This is a genomic window from Borrelia sp. P9F1, from assembly GCF_030436115.1.
Classification (GTDB): domain Bacteria; phylum Spirochaetota; class Spirochaetia; order Borreliales; family Borreliaceae; genus Borrelia.
The window spans coordinates 492,362-510,651 of the sequence record NZ_CP129407.1; the positions used below are offsets into that span (position 1 = coordinate 492,362).

Genomic DNA, 18,290 nt, shown 5'->3' on the forward strand with positions numbered 1-18,290 from the left:
GGCTAAGTCAGTGATAAATAATTTATTTAGAAACTGTCCAAGGCAGTATTTCTCTTTTTAATCATATTGAACTGTTTTTGATAAACGCTAGCTTTTTGAGTTTAAAGTTTTAATTTTTATGGGATTGATGCAAGGTTATTATGAGTTTGTTAAATAATAAAAATTTAATTTATTCGATTTAAGTAGCGTGTTGTATGTAAAATAAGTTTTATGATGGATCTTGAGAAATATTTTGTTGTGATTCTTGGGTTTTTTCTGGGGGCAGATTAAAGAATCTTAGCATCAATGGAAGCCTTGACAATTTAAAAATATAGGGTTTTTAGGTTTGATGATGTAGAATGTGATTACCTAAATTTGGTTAGTGAGGTTTGTTTCAAGATTTTAATGTTTACTTGTTTCGTTGAGGGAACTATGGAGAGTTTTGTAAATTTGTCCAGGGTGTTCTTGTGAAGAGATTTGATCCTCTCTCCTTTTTATTGTCTTTGTTTCTTGTAGGCTGTACTTTTGATTACAATGAGTACTCTAGTAGGTCAGAAGCTGTTAAGGGGACTCCTTCAATACAGATATTGGGGATTAGTTATCACAACATTGTGGGTGGGAAGAAACAAACGGTGCTGGAATCTTTAAGTTTTAATTATTTTCATGATTATAAAATTTATGAGGTGAAGAATGGACGGTTTTTGTATCATTCTTTGGATAATAAAATCTCAGGTAAATTTAATAAACTAGAAGGGTCTCATGTCACTAAAAACTTAGATATGAAAGATTCTGTGGAGTTGAAAATAGAAGACACGAACAATTATTATTTAATTAATACCAATAGACTTTTATGGAGAGATAATGACAAGAAAATGCTTTCACCACCAAATGAGATAGTGTTAATCAGGTTTGATGATAGCAGTATAAAAGGAAAGGGGTTTTCATACTTTTTAAATCATAATCATTTTTATTTTTACTCTGGTATGGAAGGGCTAGTAAGATGAAAAGTGCTGTTATTTTCTTAATTTTTATGTCTTTGTTTAGCAGCTATGCTCAAGATAAAAAGAGGCTTGACGAAACTAAAATAGAAAACAGTTCACAAAAACAAAAGAAGAGTAGCTTTACTTTCAAAGCGGATTTCTCCCAGGGGGTTATGTCTTCTCTTTACAGGAGAGTTGTTCTTAAGGGAAATCCTGAGGTGATTTCATCTGATTTTAAACTTAGGGCTGATGAGATTGAAATTTATGGGGAGGGTAGCTCTTATATTGAGGCGCGTGGAAGTGTGTATTATGAAGATTACAAAAATAAAATGAACGTCAAGGCACAATTTTTATTCTTTAATAGGAAATTGGATAATTTCTATCTTCAAAGAGACGTTGAACTTGAGGATTTGGAAAATGAACTTGTTGTTAAGGCTGAAAGGCTAGAGGGAGGACATAAATCAAACATTTATGTTATGCAGTATTCTGTTAGGATATATAAAGGAGATACTTTTGCAAGAGCCGAGAATGGCATTTATAATAAAGAAGAAAAAGAAATTGTTCTTGAAGGGGTTCCTGTTATTTATCAAGATGATAATTATTATTCTGCGGCAAGAATAATTTTTAATACTGAGACTAATAAATATAATCTTGAAGGGCGTGTTGAGGGTAGGTTTACCCAGATAGAAGAAGATGTTTCTGAAGAAAAGAGATAAAATAAAATCGGTAAAGGCAAGGCTTAATGTTGGCTGTGTTAATGATGTAGTTCTTAAGGCAGATAATATTGTTAAGAAGTACGGAGAGAAAGTAGCCGTTGGTGGTGTTACTATTGATATTCACCGAGGTGAGGTTGTGGGTTTACTTGGCCCAAATGGAGCCGGTAAGACTACTACCTTTTATACTATTGTTGGGTTTATTAAGTCTAATAGTGGGCGTGTATTGATAAATAATTATGATGTTTCTGGTCTTAATATGTATGAGCGGGCTCGGATAGGGATTGTATATCTGCCCCAAGAGCCTTCTATTTTCAGGGAGCTTACGGTGGAAGATAATATTTTAGTTGCGCTTGAGAGGAGAGAAGACTTGTCTCAAGCTGAGCGTAAGATTGAGCTTGTAAATTTGCTTAAAGAATTTGAGATAAAGAGAATACAACATCAAAAGGCCTATACTCTTTCTGGTGGAGAGAGAAGGAGAGCGGAAATAGCTAGGGCTTTAGCGGTTAACCCATATTTTTTATTGCTTGATGAACCTTTCGCAGGTATTGATCCTATTGCGATTGGTGATATAAAGAACATAATAAGGGTTTTGAAAAGTAAAAATATTGGTGTTTTAATTACGGATCATAATGTAAGAGATGCTTTTGATATAATAGACAGGGCTTACATTATTTACCAGGGTCAGGTGCTTGATGAGGGGAATGTTTCCTATATCGTAAATAGTGAAAAGGCTAAAAAGCTTTATCTTGGTGAAGAGTTTAGACTATGAGGGTAATTGAGAAGGATCTTCATTACGAGTTTGAATTGGATCCTAGATTTAAATTAATCTATACCAAGCAACCCTTTGATTTAAGTGTTAAAAGCATCAGTAGTGATAAGTTGGGTTTTATTCCCAGGGGCAAGAAAATAAAGTATCTGAAACAATTGCATACAAATATTGTGCATGAAGTTTTTGATGATTTTGTTAATTTTCAGGTGGGCGATGGGCTTGTTTCTTCTTCGTATAATGTTGCTCTTCTTGCTTACTATGCAGATTGTCTTCCGATATATTGTTTTGATAGCGTGAAAAAATATATCGGGCTTATTCACAGTGGATACAGGGGGAGTTTTAAACTTATTATCCTTAAGATGTTGCTTATGTTTGAGAAAATGGGATCAAATTTTGGAGATTTAAGAGTTGTATTTGGCCCTTATAATAAGGCATGTTGTTATGAAATTTCTTCAGAATTTTTAGTAAAGGTAAAATCAAAATTTAGTAAGAAGTTGCTAGATGTATCTTTTTGTAGGAGAAATGATAGAATCTACTTTGATAATGGTGATTTTAACTTAGAGTTAGTTTCTGGCTTTAATTTAGATATTAAGGATTCAGGGCTTTGTACCTATTGTGGGCATAATCTTTATTCTCATAGGAAACACAAAAGTGGGAGAAGTTATGCTGCAATTTGGAGAGTTTAGTTTTGAACGTTAAAGATTTAGCATTCAAGTTGGATGATATGTTTCGGGTAAAGGATTTTAAGGATATTGACAAGGGTCTTAACGGTCTTCAGGTGGGTAATTTGGAGACCGGGGTTAGCAGGATTGCTTTTGCTGTTGATGCAAGTATGATGACTTTAAAAGAAGCTAGGGATTATGATTTTTTAATAACTCACCACGGTATTTTTTGGTCGAAATCTGAGAGAATTGTCTCTGTGATGTATGAAAAGATTAAGTATCTTATTGAAAACGAGATAGCTCTTTACTCTGTGCATTTACCGATGGATGCACATCCTATCTATTCTCATAGCAAGGTGTTTTCCGATTTTTTGGGGCTTGAAGATTCTATTCCGTTTGCAAATTATAGGGGAGCTGATTTAGGTGTTATTTCCGTTGCTAACTCTAATTTCTCTGATATCCTCAACAAGATTAGGGTACACAATAAACATATTCTTTATTACAAAGAATTTAAGGAATATGTTTGTAAAGTAGCTATTGTTAGTGGTTCTGGGTATTCTTTTTTTGAGGAAGCCCTGGGACATGGCGTTGATTTATTCATAACAGGAGACACTTCTCATCAAATATATTCTTTAGCTGAAGAATGTGGCGTGAATTTAATATTTGCGGGTCATTATTTTACTGAAACATTTGGTTTGATAAAATTAATGGAGTATTTTAGGAGTTATGCAGAATTGCAAGTTAAGTTTATTGATAAAGACACCAGTTTGTGAGGGTTTTGTATGGGTATGAGTAGAACCAGATTGATTAATAGTTATGTATTTATTTCTGTTTTAGTTTTTTTTGATCAATTATCTAAGTATTTAATTGTTCAATACGTTGAACTTGGATCCGAATATTTATCTATTTTTGGAGATTTTTTAAAAATAATACACGTTAGGAATACTGGGATTCTATTTTCAATAGGATCTAGTATGGATAATAATTTGAAGAATTTATTTTTTCTTGTTCTTCCTATTGTTGTTTTAATTTTTGTTTTTTATTTTTCCTTAAACGAAAAAAATGGCATGATTAGGGTTTCGCTTTTATTGATTTTATCTGGTGGGATTGGAAATATTATTGATAGATTGTGTAGACCGTTAGGAGTTGTAGATTTTCTGGATGTAAAATTTTTTGGTATTTTTGGACTCCAGAGATGGCCAACTTTTAACTTTGCAGACAGCTATGTTGTCATAGGTATAGGGTTATTTGCAATTTGTGATTTATTTATAAAGAATAGAAAGAATTAACCTATGAAGATTTTCTGTTTTATTTTGTGTTCATTGACTAATTTGTCTTTAATGCTTTTGGTTTTTTTTCTAGAGTTTGTTTTTGTAGCCAAACTTAATATCATCGTTTCTCCTTTTTTTCAGTTCATTTTAGTTTTATTGATGATTGTTATTTCAATTACCATAAGCTATTTTTTATCAAACGTTATTGCAAAAAGTATTATTTCTAAGTTTTTCAATCTAGATAAATAAAGAGAGAGGTTTTAGTGGCTTTGCGAGTTTTAATTGCCGGGGAGGTTGTAGGCAAGCCTGGTATTATTGTTATAAAAGAGTTTTTGTCTACTTTTAAAAAGAACAAAAAAATTGATTTTGTAGTATCTGGTAATAATTTTACTACCGGATTTAGAGGACTTTGTAAGCGTCATGTTTTTCTGTTAAGAAAGTATGGTGTTGATGTCTTAACTTTAGGAGAGAATGCATTCGCAAGGTCTGCTTTGGGTGGTGAGCTTGACAAATATAGTTTTGTTTTAAAGCCTCTAAATTATCCTGCTAGATTGAAGGGTTACTCTTACTTTGTTTACAACGTTAGTGGCATTAAAGTTGCTGTGGTTAGACTTGTCGGACAGACTGGTGTTATGAAACATAACTTTAATAATCCTTTTTTTGCCTTTGATTACCTTTATGAAAAAATAAAATTGCATACAAGCAACATAATCGTACTTTTTGATTCAAACACAACGGCTGAAACCAATGCTATGTTTTTTTATTTAAAATCTAGAGTTAGTGTTTGTTTTGGTATTGGAAAGAGAATATTAACAGCCGATTTGCGAGTTCTAGATGACACTGCTGTTATCACTGACCTTGGTAGGGTTGGAAGTTTAAATAGTGTTATTGGTTGCGTTCCTGAACCTGAGATAGATAAATTTTTAAAAGGATTTCTACACAATCGATTTACTGAATCTTGGGAAGGGCTTGGTTTCAATGGCGCCATAGTTGAGATTGATGATAATGGTAAGGCTGTTTTTGTGGAGAATGTAAGGGAGTATATCAGTTTTAAAGGCGGTTTGGAAAGTCAAAGTGATATTTAAGATATTGATGGCCAGATCAATATTGCACACGAGCTGGAGGAGAAACAATGTATAAATATCTTGTAGAGGGTGGTTTTAAAATAAGTGGGAAAATAACTGCTAGTGGCAATAAGAATGCAGCTTTGCCTTGTATTGTAGCTGCTCTACTTACAGATGAAGAGGTTGTCTTGGAAAATATCCCAAATATTAAGGATGTAGATGTTATTTTAAAAATTTTAAAGGATTTGGGTGCTGAGGTTTTAAGAGATGGTAATACTGTCAGAATTAAGGTTTTAAATATTACCAAGACTGATATGGATTCTTCTTTAACGGATCTAATTAGAGCTTCTATTTTATTTGTTGGACCTATCCTTGCTAGGTGTGGAAAGGTTAACATTGCTCCTCCTGGTGGTGATGTTATTGGAAAGAGGAGACTTGATACTCATTTTTATGGGCTCAGAAAGCTTGGTGTTAAGTTAATAGATGACGAGCATCGGATTATTTTAGAAGTAGATAAACTGAATGGATCTGAGATGTTTTTGGATGAAGCATCAGTTACTGCCACTGAAAATATTATCATGGCCGCTGTTTTTGCTTATGGGGAAACCGTGATAATGAATGCTGCATGTGAACCGCATGTGCAAGATTTATGTAGAATGCTAAATACTATGGGGGCTAATATCGCTGGTATTGGTTCTAATATTATTAAAATAAAGGGTGTTGAAAAACTAAGGGGAACTAGGTTTCGTATAGGAGCTGATTTTATGCAGGTAGGTTCATTAATTAGCCTTTCTGCTTTAACAGGAGGGGAGCTTGAGATCAATAGAGCTGATCCTAGGCATTTTATTTTAATAAAACATGTATATTCAAAGCTTGGCATTGATTTTGAGTGTGATGAGGAGAATATATACGTCAAGGAGAGGCAAGATTTAAGGGTAAGGCTGGATTTTGGAGGGCATATTCCTAAAGTTGACGATGGGCCATGGCCTGCTTTTCCGACAGATCTTATGAGTATAGTTATAGTGACTGCTACTCAGGTGCAGGGTACTGTCCTTATTTTTGAAAAAATGTTTGAATCGAGAATGTTTTTTGTAGATAAACTGATAAAAATGGGTGCTCAAATTGTTCTTTGTGATCCACACCGAGTGGTAGTTACGGGGAAAACGATCCTTAAAGGGAGCATTCTATCTTCTCCTGACGTTAGGGCGGGTATGTCTTTGCTTATTGCAGCTCTTTGTGCTAGAGGGGAGAGTCAGATTCAAAATGTTTATCAGATCGAGAGGGGGTATGAGGACGTTGTTAGTAAGCTAAATTCTTTAGGGGCCAGGATCAAGAAAGTTTCAGAAGAATAGAAGCTTTATTTTATTGAAGGAGAATGCTTTTGGTAGTAAAGCAAGATAAGATAAGAGATCTTGTTATTAATGGAAATATATACAAAGTAATTTTTGTCATCGGTCTACCTTTAGTTGTCACTAACATTATTCAGATTTTTTATGAGTTAACTGACATGTTTTATGTAGGGAAACTTGGTACTCTATATGTAAGTGCGCTTTCTCTTATTTGGCCCATAAACTTTTTTATTGTCTCTCTGGAGATGGGTATGGGCATAGGTAGCGTGTCTTTAATAGCTAGAAGTTTTGGGGAGGGCAATTACAAGAAAACAGCTAGATACTCAGGGCAGCTATTAACCTTAAGCTTTCTTCTTTCTATACTGGTAGCTTTATTAGCATTCATTTTTATTGATTCGATTTTGGGTTATATCGGTGCTGTAGGAGAGCTTAGAAATTATGCAAGAGAGTATTTTTCTATAGCTATTTACGCGATACCTGTAATGTTTTTAAGCATGGCTATTGTATTCATACTAAATGCAATAGGCTCCACAGTGATTTCGATGATAATAATTTTGATTGCAAATATTGTTAATTTTATTCTTGATCCAATTTTGATATTTACTTTTGATCTAGGTATTGCTGGTGCTGCTTGGGCTACTCTTTTTTCAAAATTGGTTGCCGTTATAAGTTATCCCATTGCGGCTTTCTGTTTTAATAAATGTCTAAAAATTTATGTTAAAGATTTAATTCCTAACTTTGATTACTTGCTTCGAATGCTCAAAGGAGGTATTCCCGCATCTTTGAGTCAGGCTATGATATCTTTTTCTTTCATCATCTTCAATTCATTTATTGTAACAATCGGAACTGATTTTTTGGCTGCTTACGGTATTTCTAACATGATAGATACATTTTTATTTCTGCCCGCAATGGCTTTTAGTTCTGCTTTAGCAACAATAATCGGACAAAACCTAGGTATAAGTAAAATAAAAAGAGCCAGTGAGGCTTTGCGCAAGGGATTTTTTGTCATAGGCTTAGTTTCTATTTCTACAACATTAATTTTAATTATCAATAGAAATTTTTTAATATCTTTGTTTACCAACAATAAAACAGTTTTAGAATATTCAAATCACTATCTATTTTTTATTGCGATTGGTAGTGTTGGGTTTTCTTTTCAACTTGCTCTTCAGGGTGCTCTAATTGGTTCTGGTTTAACCAATTTAGTTATGGTTGTGACTTTTACTAGAGTGTGGCTTGTTGCAATGCCTATTATGTTAATTATTAAATATTTTGGTGTAATTTTTGAGTATATTTGGGTTTTTGCTGTAATTCCAAGTTATGCTGGGTTCTTTATTACTCTTGTTATTGTTCTTAACGGTTCTTGGAAGCACAAAAAGTTTACTAGTTGAGTAGTCTGTTTTGTTTGTGGTTTAAAATTAGATATTATAATTAAATAACTTATTTTAGAAACTTTGTGGTTTAGTAAAAATAAGTGATGAAAGGCGAGCTTCATATGGCAACGAATCAGGCTAAAACTAGAGAGTTAATATTGGCAGGGAATTTATATAAAGTATTGTCAGTTGTTAGTTTCCCTATTTTGGTGACTAATGTTATTCAGGCTTTTTACGAACTGACAGATATGTTTTATGTGGGAAAGCTTGGTGCTGTTCCCCTTGCTGCACTGTCTCTTACAGGTCCTATTAATTTTCTTATTATGGTTTTTGCTATGGGAATGGCTATGGGAAGCATATCATTGATGTCTAAAGCTATTGGAGAGGGAACATTTTCTAAGTTTTCAAAATATGCAGGACAATTATTATTTTTAAATTTCATATCATCTCTGTTTGTTATGGTCTTTATTTTACTATCTATAGATTCTATTCTAGATTTTATGTCTGTTAAGGGCGACCTTAGGGAGCTTACCAAGTCTTATTTTTATGTAACAGCATATGCGATACCAGTAATGTTTTTAAGTATTTCTATTGTATATATATTGAATTCTCAAGGTGAAACCATTATTTCGATGATAATAATTTTGATTGCAAATGTTATTAATTTTATTCTTGATCCAATTTTAATGTTTGCTTTTGATTTAGGTATTGCTGGTGCTGCTTGGGCTACTTTTTTTTCAAAATTAGTAACAGTTTTTTCTTATTTGTTTCTAACTTATGGATTAAATCGTGGATTTAAGATAAGTTTAGGGGATATGATGCCAGATATTGCTGTAATGAGAAATATTTTTAATTTAGGGTTCCCAGCAGCTTTTGGACAGATTATGACTTCTCTTTCTTTTTTGGTTTTCAATTATCTTGTGATTCAAATTAGTCCTAAATTTTTAGCCGCTTACGGACTTACAAATAGTATTATTGCATTTTTGCTCCTTCCCGGAATGAGTATTGGTACTGGGATTATTACAATTGTTGGGCAAAACCTTGGAGCTAAAAATTTCGATAGAATAGGAGATGCCTTAAAGAAGGGGTTTTTTTTGTCTTTAATAGTTTTATTTACAATTAATGTAATTATAATATCTTTCAGAGAAAGTATTGCAGCTTTTTTTACAGATGATTTTGAAGTTTTAAGTTATGCTAATGATTATTTGTTATTGGCATCAATTGGAACTGTTGGATATGGATTACAGCAAGTTTTTTTTGGAGGGCTGATTGGTTCAGGATTTACAAAACTTGTCATGGTTATTGTTTGTGTTCGTCTTTGGGTTATTCGCTTGCCGGTTGTGCTTATTTTTCAATATTTCGGAATCATGGAAGATTCTCTAGGATATGCTTTCATAATTTCAAATTATGTGGCCTTTGGGATTTTATTGTACTTTACTCTTACAAAATATTGGTTGAAGACGCAGCGTAGTTCAACATAGTAATTTTAGTAGTTATAAGAAGTTATGCAATCAGACCAGTAGTCTTGAAATTGTGTGTGGGTGCAGTAATGTTCTAACTCAAGAGCTAGAATCGATTTATCAATCTTGTTTTAGGAAAACATGGAATTTGTTTTGTTTTCTTTTGTTTACACTGATATTCAATTTAAATTTTTTCTTTTCTCCTGCCTTAAGACCTTCTTTTATTATATGACCTGTTTTGTTACCTTTTTTAAAAATTGCTAGTGAGTTTTGTTTTATGTCCGTTTTTTTGTTGTTTTTAAGAGTAATTATTAAGTTGTTTTTACTGTCAGCTTCAAATTCTACTATTTCAACCTTTTGTGTATTTTTTATACTAAAAATATAGGTGAGCTCTCTGGTGGTATTTTGCGCCCTCACAGGATTGTTTTTTATACATGACACGTTCATGGATATAGCGGATATTATAATAATTTTTGATATTTTTTTCACTAGCTGTACCTTGTTGTATGTAGTTAACAGTCAATTATTAAATAATAATGCATAGTGTTTACGCGATTGTACCTAAGGCGGTCTTCTTATACACTTTATTTATGCTGATTATAGAGTAATATCAAAGAGAATAAGAAATGTAAATGGCTTACTTGGTCTTGTGGAAGTGGTACGTCATTATGTTTGTTTTTTGCTTCATTTAACCAATTTCAAAGAAGATTGTATCTGGAATAAAATGATAAAGTTATTGACTACATGTCAAATAATTTGTAGAATGTCAGAGTTGTTGGGGGTTTCTTTTAGAAAAACACGGAAGTCGGGTCAATTTCTAATAAGAGATAGTCTTTTTAATATGCAGCACAATGCGGCGGTTCTATTTATTTTGTAATTGTTGTATATTATTAGGGAAATAGTGTGGAATTCTTTAAACAAGGATTTTGAGGCTGGGTATAAAGATAAAGATTTGGATATGAGTTTAGGAGGTGATTCATGGCTAAGGAAGTTTTTCAGAGAACAAAACCGCACATGAATGTTGGTACGATAGGGCACGTTGACCACGGAAAGACAACATTAACGGCGGCTATTAGCATTTATTGCTCAAAGGTAAACAAGGATGTTCGTGCACTTAAATATGAAGATATTGATAATGCGCCTGAAGAGAAGGCGAGGGGGATAACGATTAATGCTAGGCATATTGAGTATGAGACCGCAAGTAGGCATTATGCTCATGTTGATTGTCCTGGGCACGCCGATTACATTAAAAATATGATTACGGGGGCAGCTCAGATGGATGCTGCTATACTATTGGTTGCGGCTGACAGTGGGGCAGAGCCTCAGACTAAAGAACATTTGCTTCTTGCACAGAGAATGGGAATAAAAAAAATAATAGTGTTTTTGAACAAACTAGATTTAGCAGATCCTGAGCTTGTTGAACTTGTTGAAGTTGAAGTTTTGGAACTTGTTGAGAAGTATGGATTTGCTGGTGATACTCCGATAATAAAAGGGTCGGCTTTTGGCGCTATGTCAAATCCGGATGATCCTGAGGCAACTAAGTGCATAAAGGAGCTTCTTGATTCTATGGATAATTACTTCGATCTTCCTGAGAGAGACATTGATAAGCCGTTTTTGCTTGCTGTTGAGGATGTCTTTTCTATATCCGGACGCGGTACCGTTGCTACTGGACGTATTGAGAGAGGCCTTATTAAGGTTGGGCAAGAAGTTGAGATTGTTGGAATTAGGGAAACTAGGAGAACAACGGTTACTGGTGTTGAAATGTTTCAAAAAATTCTTGAGGAAGGACAAGCGGGGGATAATGTTGGGCTTTTGCTTAGGGGTGTTGATAAGAAGGATATTGAAAGAGGACAGGTTATTGCCGCTATTGGTACAATTACTCCTCATAAGAAATTTAAGGCATCTATATATTGTTTGACTAAGGAAGAGGGTGGAAGACATAAGCCGTTTTTCCCAGGATATAGGCCACAATTTTTCTTCAGAACAACAGATGTTACGGGTATGGTAGCTTTAGAAGGAAAAGAGATGGTTATGCCGGGAGATAATGTTGATATTTCTGTTGAACTTATCTCTTCAATAGCTATGGATAAAAATGTTGAGTTTGCTGTGAGAGAAGGTGGAAGAACTGTTGCTTCGGGACGTATTCTTGAAATATTGGAATAGTGGGGATAGGGATACTTTTTGTGTCCCTAAAGTTTAGGAGATTAAATTGATTGCTAAAGATAAGATACGGGTAAGGCTTTTTAGTTTTGATGTTAAGATATTGGACCAGAGCGCTGAGTCTATTGTTAGGGCTGTTCAGAAATCTAAAGCTCAAATAAAGGGGCCTATTCCTTTGCCGACAAAGATAAAGAAATATACTGTTTTGCGTTCTCCTCATGTTAATAAAAAATCGAGAGAGCAATTTGAAATGAGAACTCATAAAAGGCTTATTGATATTTTGGACCCTACTTCTGCTTTGATGGACTCTTTGATGAAATTGGAACTGCCTGCGGGGGTGGAAGTGGATATTAAGTAGGCGATGAGATGCTAAGTATATTAATTTGAGGTGTTTTAATGTTGGGATTGATTGGAAAAAAGGTGGGCATGACTCAGATATTTCAAGAAGATGGGGTTGTGGTGCCTGTTACGGTAATAGAATTTGAGTCCAATTATGTTATAGGGAAAAGAACAGTAGAGAAAGATGGATATGACGCTCTTATAATGGGATCTGTTGATCTTAAAAGTTCGAAGGTTTCAAAGCCGATAAGAGGTCAGTATAAAAAATTAGAGAATATTGAGCCTAAGAAGTATGTTATAGAATTTAGAGACTTTAAGGGTTATGATGCTGGTGATGAGATTAAACTTGATGTTTTCAGAGAGGTTAAGTATGTGGATATTACTGGCACTACTAAGGGTAAGGGTTTCCAGGGAGCTATGAAGAGACATAACTTTAGTGGTGGCCCTTCCTCTCATGGGTCTAAGTTTCACAGACACCTTGGCGGCACCGGACAGGCTACTACTCCTGCTAGGACTTTTAAGGGGACCAAAATGGCTGGTAGAATGGGTGGTATTCAGCAAACTATTCAAAATCTTGAAATTATTTTTATCGATGAAGAGAAGGGAGCTATTTTGGTAAAGGGAGCTGTGCCAGGATTTAAGGGTTCTTTTGTTATTGTTAAAAAGGCTAGAAAAGTGGGTGTTTAGTATGGAAAGGAAAGTTTTTTCTCAAGAAGGACAAGAGCTTCGATCTATAGATTTGGAAGATAGGGTCTTTAACGTTGATATTAGCTATGGCTCTATATATAATGCTATTCGGAATGAGCTAGCCAATCTGAGAGTTGGGACAGCTTCAACTAAAACTAGAGCTGAGGTTAAGGGGAGTTCTAAAAAGCCTTGGAAGCAAAAGGGCACGGGGCGTGCAAGGGTGGGCACTAGGCGGAATCCAATTTGGGTTGGTGGTGGTGTTGCTTTGGGGCCAAAGCCAAGAGATTATAGTTATAAATTACCGAGGAAGGTAAAGCGGCTTGCTTTTAGGTCTGTGCTTAGCTTGCGTGCATCTGTGGAAGATGGTTTTAAAATTATAGAGGATTTTACTGTTGAGTCGGGAAAGACAAGAGAACTTGCTTTGATAATGAAAAATTTTATAGGCACCAATGGAAAAACGGTTATTCTGTTGGGTAATGATGATCAGATGGTTAAGAGAGCAGGGAAAAATATTAGAGATTTGAAGATTTTATCTTTTAATAGACTTAGGATTGTTGATTTGTTTTATGCCAAGAATTTAATAGCTCTTGAATCTGCTATCAGGGGGCTTAATGAATTTTATGTTAAATAATAGAAGGAATGTTAAGGATGAAATATGAAAGCTTTTGATATAATGATCTCGCCTGTGCTTACCGAGAAAACTAATATTCAGCGGGAGAATATGAATGTTTATACTTTTAGGGTTAAGAAGCAGGCGAATAAGAAAGATGTTGGTGCTGCGATTAAGGAGCTTTTTGGTGTTGTTCCGGTGTCTTGTAGCGTTCTTAATGTTAAAAGCAAAAGTAAGGTAGTGGTTTCAAAGAAGGGGTATCCTATTGGCAAGGGAAAGACTTCTTCATGGAAAAAGGCATATATCTATCTTAGAAAAGAAGATAAAATAGATATATTTTAGTGGTTTTGGAGAAAGAAAAATATGGGTATTAAGACTTATAGACCGAAGACGTCTTCTTTGCGGTATAAGACAACTTTGTCCTTTGATGATTTGAGTAAAAGTAATGATCCTTTAAAGTCTTTGACTAAGGGAAAGATGTCTAGGGCTGGAAGAGATTCTTCTGGGAGAATTAGTGTTAGGAGAAGGGGTGGTGGGCATAAGAGAAGGTATAGGGAAATTGATTTTGGTAGAAGGGATAAATTTGGGGTACCTGCTCGGGTTGCGTCTATCGAATATGATCCAAATAGGAGTTCTAATATAGCTTTACTTGTTTACAGGGATGGAGATAAGAGATATGCCATTGCTCCTAAGGGGATTAAAGTTGGTGATGTATTGGAGAGCGGGCCAAATTCTCCAATAAGGAGTGGTAATTCGCTTCCTCTTGAGAATATTCCAGTTGGTAAGATGGTACATAATATTGAGCTTAATCTTGGAAGGGGTGGGCAGCTTGTAAGGAGTGCTGGTAGTTATGCTATGATACTTGCCTCTGATGAAGATTATGTGACCGTTAAGCTTCCGTCAGGAGAGATGCGCATGATTTTTAAGAAATGTATGGCTACTCTTGGAGAAGTTGGAAATGGGGATTATATGAATGTTTCTTGGGGTAAGGCCGGTAAGAGTAGGTGGCTTGGGAGGAGGCCTAAGGTGAGGGGCGTTGCCATGAACCCTGTTGACCATCCTCATGGGGGTGGAGAGGGGAAGACTTCTGGGGGGCGTCATCCTGTATCTCCTTGGGGACAGCCTACCAAGGGATATAAAACTCGAAAAAGGAAGAAATACTCAGATAAATTTATAGTTAAGCGAAGAAGTAAGTAGGAGATTGTAGTGGCAAGATCTATTAAGAAAGGACCTTTTATAGAAAAAAGTCTTTACCAGAAAGTTTTGGCAGCTTCTGGTAAGGAGAAAAGGGTGGTTATTAAAACATATTCTAGAGCTTCAACAATAATACCTGATATGGTAAATCTTACTATATCTGTCTATAACGGGAAGTCTTTTATTCCTGTTTATATTACTGAAGATCTTGTAGGGCATAAGCTTGGTGAATTTTCTCCGACAAGGATTTTTAGGGGGCATGCTAAGTCAGATAAGAAGGGAAGGAAGTAGGGGTATGGTTGTAAATAGAAGATACACGGCGAGGGGCAAGAATCTGCCATCTTCCCCGAAGAAGGTAAGGCCTATAGCTGACAACATACGGGGTAGGTCTTATGTTGAAGCTGTTGCTATACTTTATTCTATGCCCAATAAGGGGGCTAAGCTTTTGGGTAAGGTAGTTAAATCGGCTGCATCAAATGCTATGTACCATAATAAAAATCTTTCTGAGGATATGATCATTGTGAAGGTTATTATGATTGATGATGGAAAGCGTCGCAAGAGTGTTTGGCCTAGAGCTAGAGGGAGGGCCGATAGACTGGTTAATAGAAGTTGTCATATTTTTGTTGAGGTTGATGAAAAGATGGGAAGTGGGGAGTAAGATATGGGTCAAAAGGTGCATCCTTATAGCTTAAGAATAAAGATTAATAAAGACTGGAAATCGAAATGGTATTTTGATAAGAAGTTGTATTCAGAGATACTTTATGAAGATTTCGTAATAAGACGGGAGACTATGAAGTTTCTCAGGGGTATTAAGTTTGATATTTCCGACATAGAGATTATTAGAAATAATCTTCAACGGGTGACAGTGGTGATTTCTACTCCAAGGCCTGGCTCTGTTATTGGGGTTAAAGGCGCCAACCTTGAAAAGATAGGACAGTTGTTAACTAGAAAGATTTCTAAAAAAATAAATATTAAGATAAAAGAAATTAAGAAGCCCGAGTTTGATGCTCAGATTATTGCTAATGGAATAGCAAGGCAAATTGAGAATAGAGTTTCTTACAGAAAGCTTTTAAAAACCGCACTTTCATCTTCTATTTCGAAGGGTCTTCAGGGGATCAAAATTAAGGTTTCGGGTAGGCTTGGTGGGGCTGAAATTGCCAGAAGTTTTGAGGTTAAAGAAGGAAGAATCCCGTTACATACTCTTAGGGCTAACATAGATTATGGTTTTGTTGAGGCGCAGACGACTTATGGCATTATTGGTGTTAAGGTTTGGGCATTTAAGGGTGAACTTTTGGGAAGGAAGATTAATTCGGATGCTGGTCAGGTAATAAATAAAAAGCCTGCAAGAGAAAGAAGTGAAAATTTTGATAAGAGCGTGGTATTTCAAGATAGGAATAATCAGGATAGTAAGAATAGAAGAGTTGTAGATGAGGGTAAATTTTTTAAGGAAAAATCGGGGGTTGGAGATGATTCTCTTTGAAAAAAGAAGAGTTTTGATATCTAGGATCCTAAGGAGAGTTAAATGTTGAGTCCTAAAAAGGTTAAATATAGGAAGAGGCAAAGAGGGAGGCTTACTGGACAGGCGCAGAAGGGGAATAAAATATCTTTTGGAGAATATGGACTTGTTTCTCTTGAGACAGATTTTATCACTGCAAGGCAGATTGAGGCAGCTCGTATTGCCATGACTCGTAGGGTTAAGAGGGGTGGTAAAGTTTGGATAAGAATATTTCCGGACATTCCCTACACTAAGAAGCCAGCTGAGACTAGAATGGGTAAGGGCAAGGGGGGTGTTGACCATTGGAATGCTCCTGTTAGGCTTGGGACTGTTATGTTTGAGATGGCTGGAGTAGCTAAGGAGCTTGCCGAGGAAGCTATGGTGCTTGCTAGTTCCAAATTGCCGGTTAAAACGATATTTGTTGTAAGGAGAGATTTGAGGTAGGTTATGTTGAAAAAATTTAAAGATATGTCTTTTGATGACATGAAGGCTAAGCGCATGTCGCTGAAGAGAGAGTATATGGATTTGAGGTTTAAGACGGTTGTGGGCCATGTTGAGAATCCTTTAAAGAAAAGGGAGATAAGGCGGGATATTGCAAGACTTAATACAGTGATTCATGAATATGAAATGGGTGTTAGGAAGGTTTAGTTGTATGGCAAGAGAGAATAAGAGAGAGTTGGTCGGTAGGGTTGTTAGTGATAGGATGAGTAAGTCTATAGTTGTTGAAATTGTTCAGAGAAGAATGCATCCTATTTATCACAAATATCTAAAGGTTAGTAGAAGAGTTAAGGCTCATGATGAGAAGGAAGAATCGAAAGTTGGGGATAAGGTAAAGATTATTGAGGCCCGACCCATTAGTAAGGAGAAGAGGTGGATGCTTGTTGGGGTTTTGGAAAAGTCAAAGTAGTTTTGTTATTTTATAGAGGAGAGTAATATGGTGCAGATGCAGACGTATTTAACGGTTGCTGATAACACGGGCGGTAAGTTGGCTCAGTGCGTAAAAGTTTTGGGTGGTAGTAAGAAGCGTTATGCTAGGGTTGGAGACATAATTGTTGTCGCTGTGAAGCAGGCTATTCCTAATTCTCCTGTTAAAAAGGGAGATGTACATAAGGCTGTTGTTGTTAGGACCTCAAAAGAGATAAGACGCAGGAATGGAACTTATGTTAGATTTGATGATAATGCGTGTGTTATACTCGATGCTAATTTGAATCCAAGAGGTAAGAGGGTTTTTGGACCTGTCGCAAGGGAGCTGAGAGACGCTAATTTTATGAAGGTTGTCTCATTGGCTTCAGAGGTAATATAGAGGTATAATTATGAAGACAAAGTTGAGATTGGGGGATAATGTAAAGATTCTTTGTGGTAAAGATAAAGGGAAGATAGGTAGAGTTATTGGTATTGATAGGGGGAAATCTAGGATTACCGTTGAAGCTTGTAATATGGTTAAAAAGGTTGTTAAGGCAAGAACGCCTCAGGAAAAGAGTAAGATAATTGATAAAGAGGCAGCTATGGATATCTCTAATGTGATGCTGTTTGTGGGTGGCGTGGCTTCTAGGGTAGGGTTTAGATCTGAAGGCAATGAAAAGAAGAGATTTCTTAAGAAGAATGGGGAGAATGTTTAGATTATGAGTTACGTGCCTGAGCTTAAGAGATATTATAGGGAAAGTATTGTAAAAGAGCTTGCTGAGGAATTTCAGTATAAGTCTATCATGCAGGCCCCTAGAATAGAAAAAATAGTTGTTTCTATGGGGGTTGGAGAAGCTGTTAAGAATAAAAAGCTTTTAGATTCAGCTGTTGCGGAGCTTAGTCAGATTACTGGCCAGAGGGCTGTAAAGACGAAGGCTAGGAGAGCCATTGCTGGTTTTAAAATTAGACAAGGACAGGAAATTGGTGCTATGGTTACCCTTAGGGGCAATGTTATGTATGAGTTTTTGTACAAGCTTATCAATTTAGCATTGCCTCGTGTTAAAGATTTTAGGGGGGTTAATGGCAATTCTTTTGATGGTAACGGTAATTATTCTTTTGGGATAGCAGAGCAGATAATATTTTCTGAGATAGATTATGATAAAATAGAGAGGGTGGCTGGCTTGAATGTTACGATAGTGACCACGGCTTTAAGTGACAGGGAGGGGAAGGCTTTGCTTTCTAGGTTTGGTGTGCCGTTTAGTAGTTAAAGGAGTTTGTATTT

At 35.6% G+C, this 18,290-nt stretch carries 26 protein-coding genes; 25 read left to right on the top strand and 1 reads right to left on the bottom strand.

Annotated features, from left to right (window positions below; genetic code table 11):
• Nucleotides 1-446 precede the first annotated feature (446 nt).
• From QYZ68_RS02390 to QYZ68_RS02440, 10 genes are all read left to right on the top strand, one after another.
• Entirely contained in the window at nt 447-983 is a 537-nt protein-coding gene (locus QYZ68_RS02390) for a hypothetical protein (RefSeq protein WP_301383980.1), read from the top strand.
• On the top strand, nt 980-1,675 hold the full coding sequence (locus QYZ68_RS02395) for a hypothetical protein (RefSeq protein WP_301383981.1): 696 nt from the start codon (nt 980-982) through the stop codon (nt 1,673-1,675). The genes QYZ68_RS02390 and QYZ68_RS02395 overlap by 4 nt, the downstream gene beginning before the upstream one ends.
• Nucleotides 1,653-2,444, top strand: coding sequence for an LPS export ABC transporter ATP-binding protein (lptB, locus tag QYZ68_RS02400; RefSeq protein ID WP_301383982.1), 792 nt, complete (start codon nt 1,653-1,655; stop codon nt 2,442-2,444). Before QYZ68_RS02395 ends, lptB begins: the two co-directional genes overlap by 23 nt.
• On the top strand, nt 2,441-3,130 hold the full coding sequence (gene pgeF / locus QYZ68_RS02405; RefSeq protein WP_301383983.1) for a peptidoglycan editing factor PgeF: 690 nt from the start codon (nt 2,441-2,443) through the stop codon (nt 3,128-3,130). Before lptB ends, pgeF begins: the two co-directional genes overlap by 4 nt.
• Nucleotides 3,131-3,132: 2 nt before the next feature.
• Complete coding sequence (locus QYZ68_RS02410; RefSeq protein WP_301383984.1) at nt 3,133-3,879, top strand: Nif3-like dinuclear metal center hexameric protein; 747 nt, start codon at nt 3,133-3,135, stop codon at nt 3,877-3,879.
• Nucleotides 3,880-3,888: 9 nt separating this feature from the next.
• Nucleotides 3,889-4,395 (top strand): signal peptidase II, encoded by a 507-nt coding sequence (lspA, locus tag QYZ68_RS02415; protein ID WP_301383985.1) that lies wholly within the window; start codon nt 3,889-3,891, stop codon nt 4,393-4,395.
• Between the two features lie 245 nt (nt 4,396-4,640).
• Nucleotides 4,641-5,462, top strand: a complete 822-nt coding sequence (locus QYZ68_RS02425) for a YmdB family metallophosphoesterase (protein ID WP_301383986.1) — start codon at nt 4,641-4,643, stop codon at nt 5,460-5,462.
• 47 nt (nt 5,463-5,509) lie between these two features.
• Complete coding sequence (murA, locus tag QYZ68_RS02430) at nt 5,510-6,793, top strand: UDP-N-acetylglucosamine 1-carboxyvinyltransferase (RefSeq protein ID WP_301383987.1); 1,284 nt, start codon at nt 5,510-5,512, stop codon at nt 6,791-6,793.
• Between the two features lie 23 nt (nt 6,794-6,816).
• Complete coding sequence (locus QYZ68_RS02435) at nt 6,817-8,178, top strand: MATE family efflux transporter (protein WP_301383988.1); 1,362 nt, start codon at nt 6,817-6,819, stop codon at nt 8,176-8,178.
• A 104-nt stretch (nt 8,179-8,282) separates the two neighbouring features.
• Nucleotides 8,283-9,641, top strand: coding sequence for an MATE family efflux transporter (locus tag QYZ68_RS02440; RefSeq protein ID WP_301383989.1), 1,359 nt, complete (start codon nt 8,283-8,285; stop codon nt 9,639-9,641).
• A gap of 99 nt (nt 9,642-9,740) precedes the next feature.
• Here QYZ68_RS02440 and QYZ68_RS02445 read toward each other — a convergent pair whose 3' ends face one another.
• A complete protein-coding gene (locus tag QYZ68_RS02445; protein WP_301383990.1) occupies nt 9,741-10,067 on the bottom strand; it encodes a hypothetical protein in 327 nt (108 codons plus the stop codon).
• Nucleotides 10,068-10,598: 531 nt separating this feature from the next.
• Between QYZ68_RS02445 and tuf the strand changes: the two genes are divergently transcribed.
• The 15 genes from tuf to rplE are packed head-to-tail and all read left to right on the top strand — an operon-like array spanning nt 10,599 to nt 18,276.
• Nucleotides 10,599-11,783: an elongation factor Tu gene (tuf, locus tag QYZ68_RS02450; protein WP_301383991.1), complete on the top strand. Its 1,185-nt coding sequence runs from the start codon at nt 10,599-10,601 to the stop codon at nt 11,781-11,783.
• Nucleotides 11,784-11,829: 46 nt separating this feature from the next.
• Nucleotides 11,830-12,138: a 30S ribosomal protein S10 gene (rpsJ, locus tag QYZ68_RS02455; protein WP_120104268.1), complete on the top strand. Its 309-nt coding sequence runs from the start codon at nt 11,830-11,832 to the stop codon at nt 12,136-12,138.
• A 38-nt stretch (nt 12,139-12,176) separates the two neighbouring features.
• Nucleotides 12,177-12,806, top strand: a complete 630-nt coding sequence (gene rplC, locus QYZ68_RS02460; protein WP_301383992.1) for a 50S ribosomal protein L3 — start codon at nt 12,177-12,179, stop codon at nt 12,804-12,806.
• 1 nt (nt 12,807) lies between these two features.
• Complete coding sequence (rplD, locus tag QYZ68_RS02465) at nt 12,808-13,437, top strand: 50S ribosomal protein L4 (protein WP_301383993.1); 630 nt, start codon at nt 12,808-12,810, stop codon at nt 13,435-13,437.
• A 24-nt stretch (nt 13,438-13,461) separates the two neighbouring features.
• Complete coding sequence (gene rplW, locus QYZ68_RS02470; RefSeq protein WP_301383994.1) at nt 13,462-13,758, top strand: 50S ribosomal protein L23; 297 nt, start codon at nt 13,462-13,464, stop codon at nt 13,756-13,758.
• A gap of 21 nt (nt 13,759-13,779) precedes the next feature.
• On the top strand, nt 13,780-14,613 hold the full coding sequence (gene rplB, locus QYZ68_RS02475; protein ID WP_301383995.1) for a 50S ribosomal protein L2: 834 nt from the start codon (nt 13,780-13,782) through the stop codon (nt 14,611-14,613).
• A gap of 9 nt (nt 14,614-14,622) precedes the next feature.
• Nucleotides 14,623-14,901, top strand: a complete 279-nt coding sequence (gene rpsS, locus QYZ68_RS02480; RefSeq protein ID WP_301383996.1) for a 30S ribosomal protein S19 — start codon at nt 14,623-14,625, stop codon at nt 14,899-14,901.
• 4 nt (nt 14,902-14,905) lie between these two features.
• Nucleotides 14,906-15,268, top strand: a complete 363-nt coding sequence (gene rplV, locus QYZ68_RS02485) for a 50S ribosomal protein L22 (protein ID WP_301384425.1) — start codon at nt 14,906-14,908, stop codon at nt 15,266-15,268.
• Between the two features lie 3 nt (nt 15,269-15,271).
• Nucleotides 15,272-16,090, top strand: a complete 819-nt coding sequence (gene rpsC, locus QYZ68_RS02490) for a 30S ribosomal protein S3 (protein ID WP_301383997.1) — start codon at nt 15,272-15,274, stop codon at nt 16,088-16,090.
• Nucleotides 16,091-16,132: 42 nt separating this feature from the next.
• Nucleotides 16,133-16,549: a 50S ribosomal protein L16 gene (gene rplP / locus QYZ68_RS02495; protein WP_301383998.1), complete on the top strand. Its 417-nt coding sequence runs from the start codon at nt 16,133-16,135 to the stop codon at nt 16,547-16,549.
• 3 nt (nt 16,550-16,552) lie between these two features.
• On the top strand, nt 16,553-16,753 hold the full coding sequence (gene rpmC / locus QYZ68_RS02500; protein ID WP_301383999.1) for a 50S ribosomal protein L29: 201 nt from the start codon (nt 16,553-16,555) through the stop codon (nt 16,751-16,753).
• 4 nt (nt 16,754-16,757) lie between these two features.
• Complete coding sequence (gene rpsQ / locus QYZ68_RS02505) at nt 16,758-17,012, top strand: 30S ribosomal protein S17 (RefSeq protein ID WP_301384000.1); 255 nt, start codon at nt 16,758-16,760, stop codon at nt 17,010-17,012.
• A 27-nt stretch (nt 17,013-17,039) separates the two neighbouring features.
• Entirely contained in the window at nt 17,040-17,408 is a 369-nt protein-coding gene (gene rplN / locus QYZ68_RS02510) for a 50S ribosomal protein L14 (protein ID WP_301384001.1), read from the top strand.
• Between the two features lie 10 nt (nt 17,409-17,418).
• On the top strand, nt 17,419-17,724 hold the full coding sequence (rplX, locus tag QYZ68_RS02515; protein WP_301384002.1) for a 50S ribosomal protein L24: 306 nt from the start codon (nt 17,419-17,421) through the stop codon (nt 17,722-17,724).
• 3 nt (nt 17,725-17,727) lie between these two features.
• Nucleotides 17,728-18,276 carry a 50S ribosomal protein L5 gene (gene rplE, locus QYZ68_RS02520; RefSeq protein ID WP_301384003.1) on the top strand — a complete coding sequence of 183 codons (549 nt, stop codon included), beginning with the start codon at nt 17,728-17,730 and terminating at the stop codon, nt 18,274-18,276.
• The last annotated feature ends 14 nt before the right edge of the window (nt 18,277-18,290 follow it).

Bases quoted from the DNA above. Each gene is read 5' to 3' on its own strand.
- murA (WP_301383987.1), top strand. From the start codon at position 5,510: ATGTATAAATATCTTGTAGAGGGTGGTTTTAAAATAAGTGGGAAAATA.
- rplW (WP_301383994.1), top strand. From the start codon at position 13,462: ATGAAAGCTTTTGATATAATGATCTCGCCTGTGCTTACCGAGAAAACT.
- rplX (WP_301384002.1), top strand. From the start codon at position 17,419: ATGAAGACAAAGTTGAGATTGGGGGATAATGTAAAGATTCTTTGTGGT.
- rplN (WP_301384001.1), top strand. From the start codon at position 17,040: ATGGTGCAGATGCAGACGTATTTAACGGTTGCTGATAACACGGGCGGT.
- rpsQ (WP_301384000.1), top strand. From the start codon at position 16,758: ATGGCAAGAGAGAATAAGAGAGAGTTGGTCGGTAGGGTTGTTAGTGAT.
- rplD (WP_301383993.1), top strand. From the start codon at position 12,808: ATGGAAAGGAAAGTTTTTTCTCAAGAAGGACAAGAGCTTCGATCTATA.
- tuf (WP_301383991.1), top strand. From the start codon at position 10,599: ATGGCTAAGGAAGTTTTTCAGAGAACAAAACCGCACATGAATGTTGGT.
- rpmC (WP_301383999.1), top strand. From the start codon at position 16,553: ATGTTGAAAAAATTTAAAGATATGTCTTTTGATGACATGAAGGCTAAG.
- QYZ68_RS02445 (WP_301383990.1), bottom strand. From the start codon at position 10,067: ATGAACGTGTCATGTATAAAAAACAATCCTGTGAGGGCGCAAAATACC.
- QYZ68_RS02395 (WP_301383981.1), top strand. From the start codon at position 980: ATGAAAAGTGCTGTTATTTTCTTAATTTTTATGTCTTTGTTTAGCAGC.
- QYZ68_RS02440 (WP_301383989.1), top strand. From the start codon at position 8,283: ATGGCAACGAATCAGGCTAAAACTAGAGAGTTAATATTGGCAGGGAAT.
- rplP (WP_301383998.1), top strand. From the start codon at position 16,133: ATGTTGAGTCCTAAAAAGGTTAAATATAGGAAGAGGCAAAGAGGGAGG.
- lptB (WP_301383982.1), top strand. From the start codon at position 1,653: ATGTTTCTGAAGAAAAGAGATAAAATAAAATCGGTAAAGGCAAGGCTT.
- rplC (WP_301383992.1), top strand. From the start codon at position 12,177: ATGTTGGGATTGATTGGAAAAAAGGTGGGCATGACTCAGATATTTCAA.
- rpsC (WP_301383997.1), top strand. From the start codon at position 15,272: ATGGGTCAAAAGGTGCATCCTTATAGCTTAAGAATAAAGATTAATAAA.
- QYZ68_RS02435 (WP_301383988.1), top strand. From the start codon at position 6,817: ATGCTTTTGGTAGTAAAGCAAGATAAGATAAGAGATCTTGTTATTAAT.
- rplE (WP_301384003.1), top strand. From the start codon at position 17,728: ATGAGTTACGTGCCTGAGCTTAAGAGATATTATAGGGAAAGTATTGTA.
- rplV (WP_301384425.1), top strand. From the start codon at position 14,906: ATGGTTGTAAATAGAAGATACACGGCGAGGGGCAAGAATCTGCCATCT.
- pgeF (WP_301383983.1), top strand. From the start codon at position 2,441: ATGAGGGTAATTGAGAAGGATCTTCATTACGAGTTTGAATTGGATCCT.
- lspA (WP_301383985.1), top strand. From the start codon at position 3,889: ATGGGTATGAGTAGAACCAGATTGATTAATAGTTATGTATTTATTTCT.
- rplB (WP_301383995.1), top strand. From the start codon at position 13,780: ATGGGTATTAAGACTTATAGACCGAAGACGTCTTCTTTGCGGTATAAG.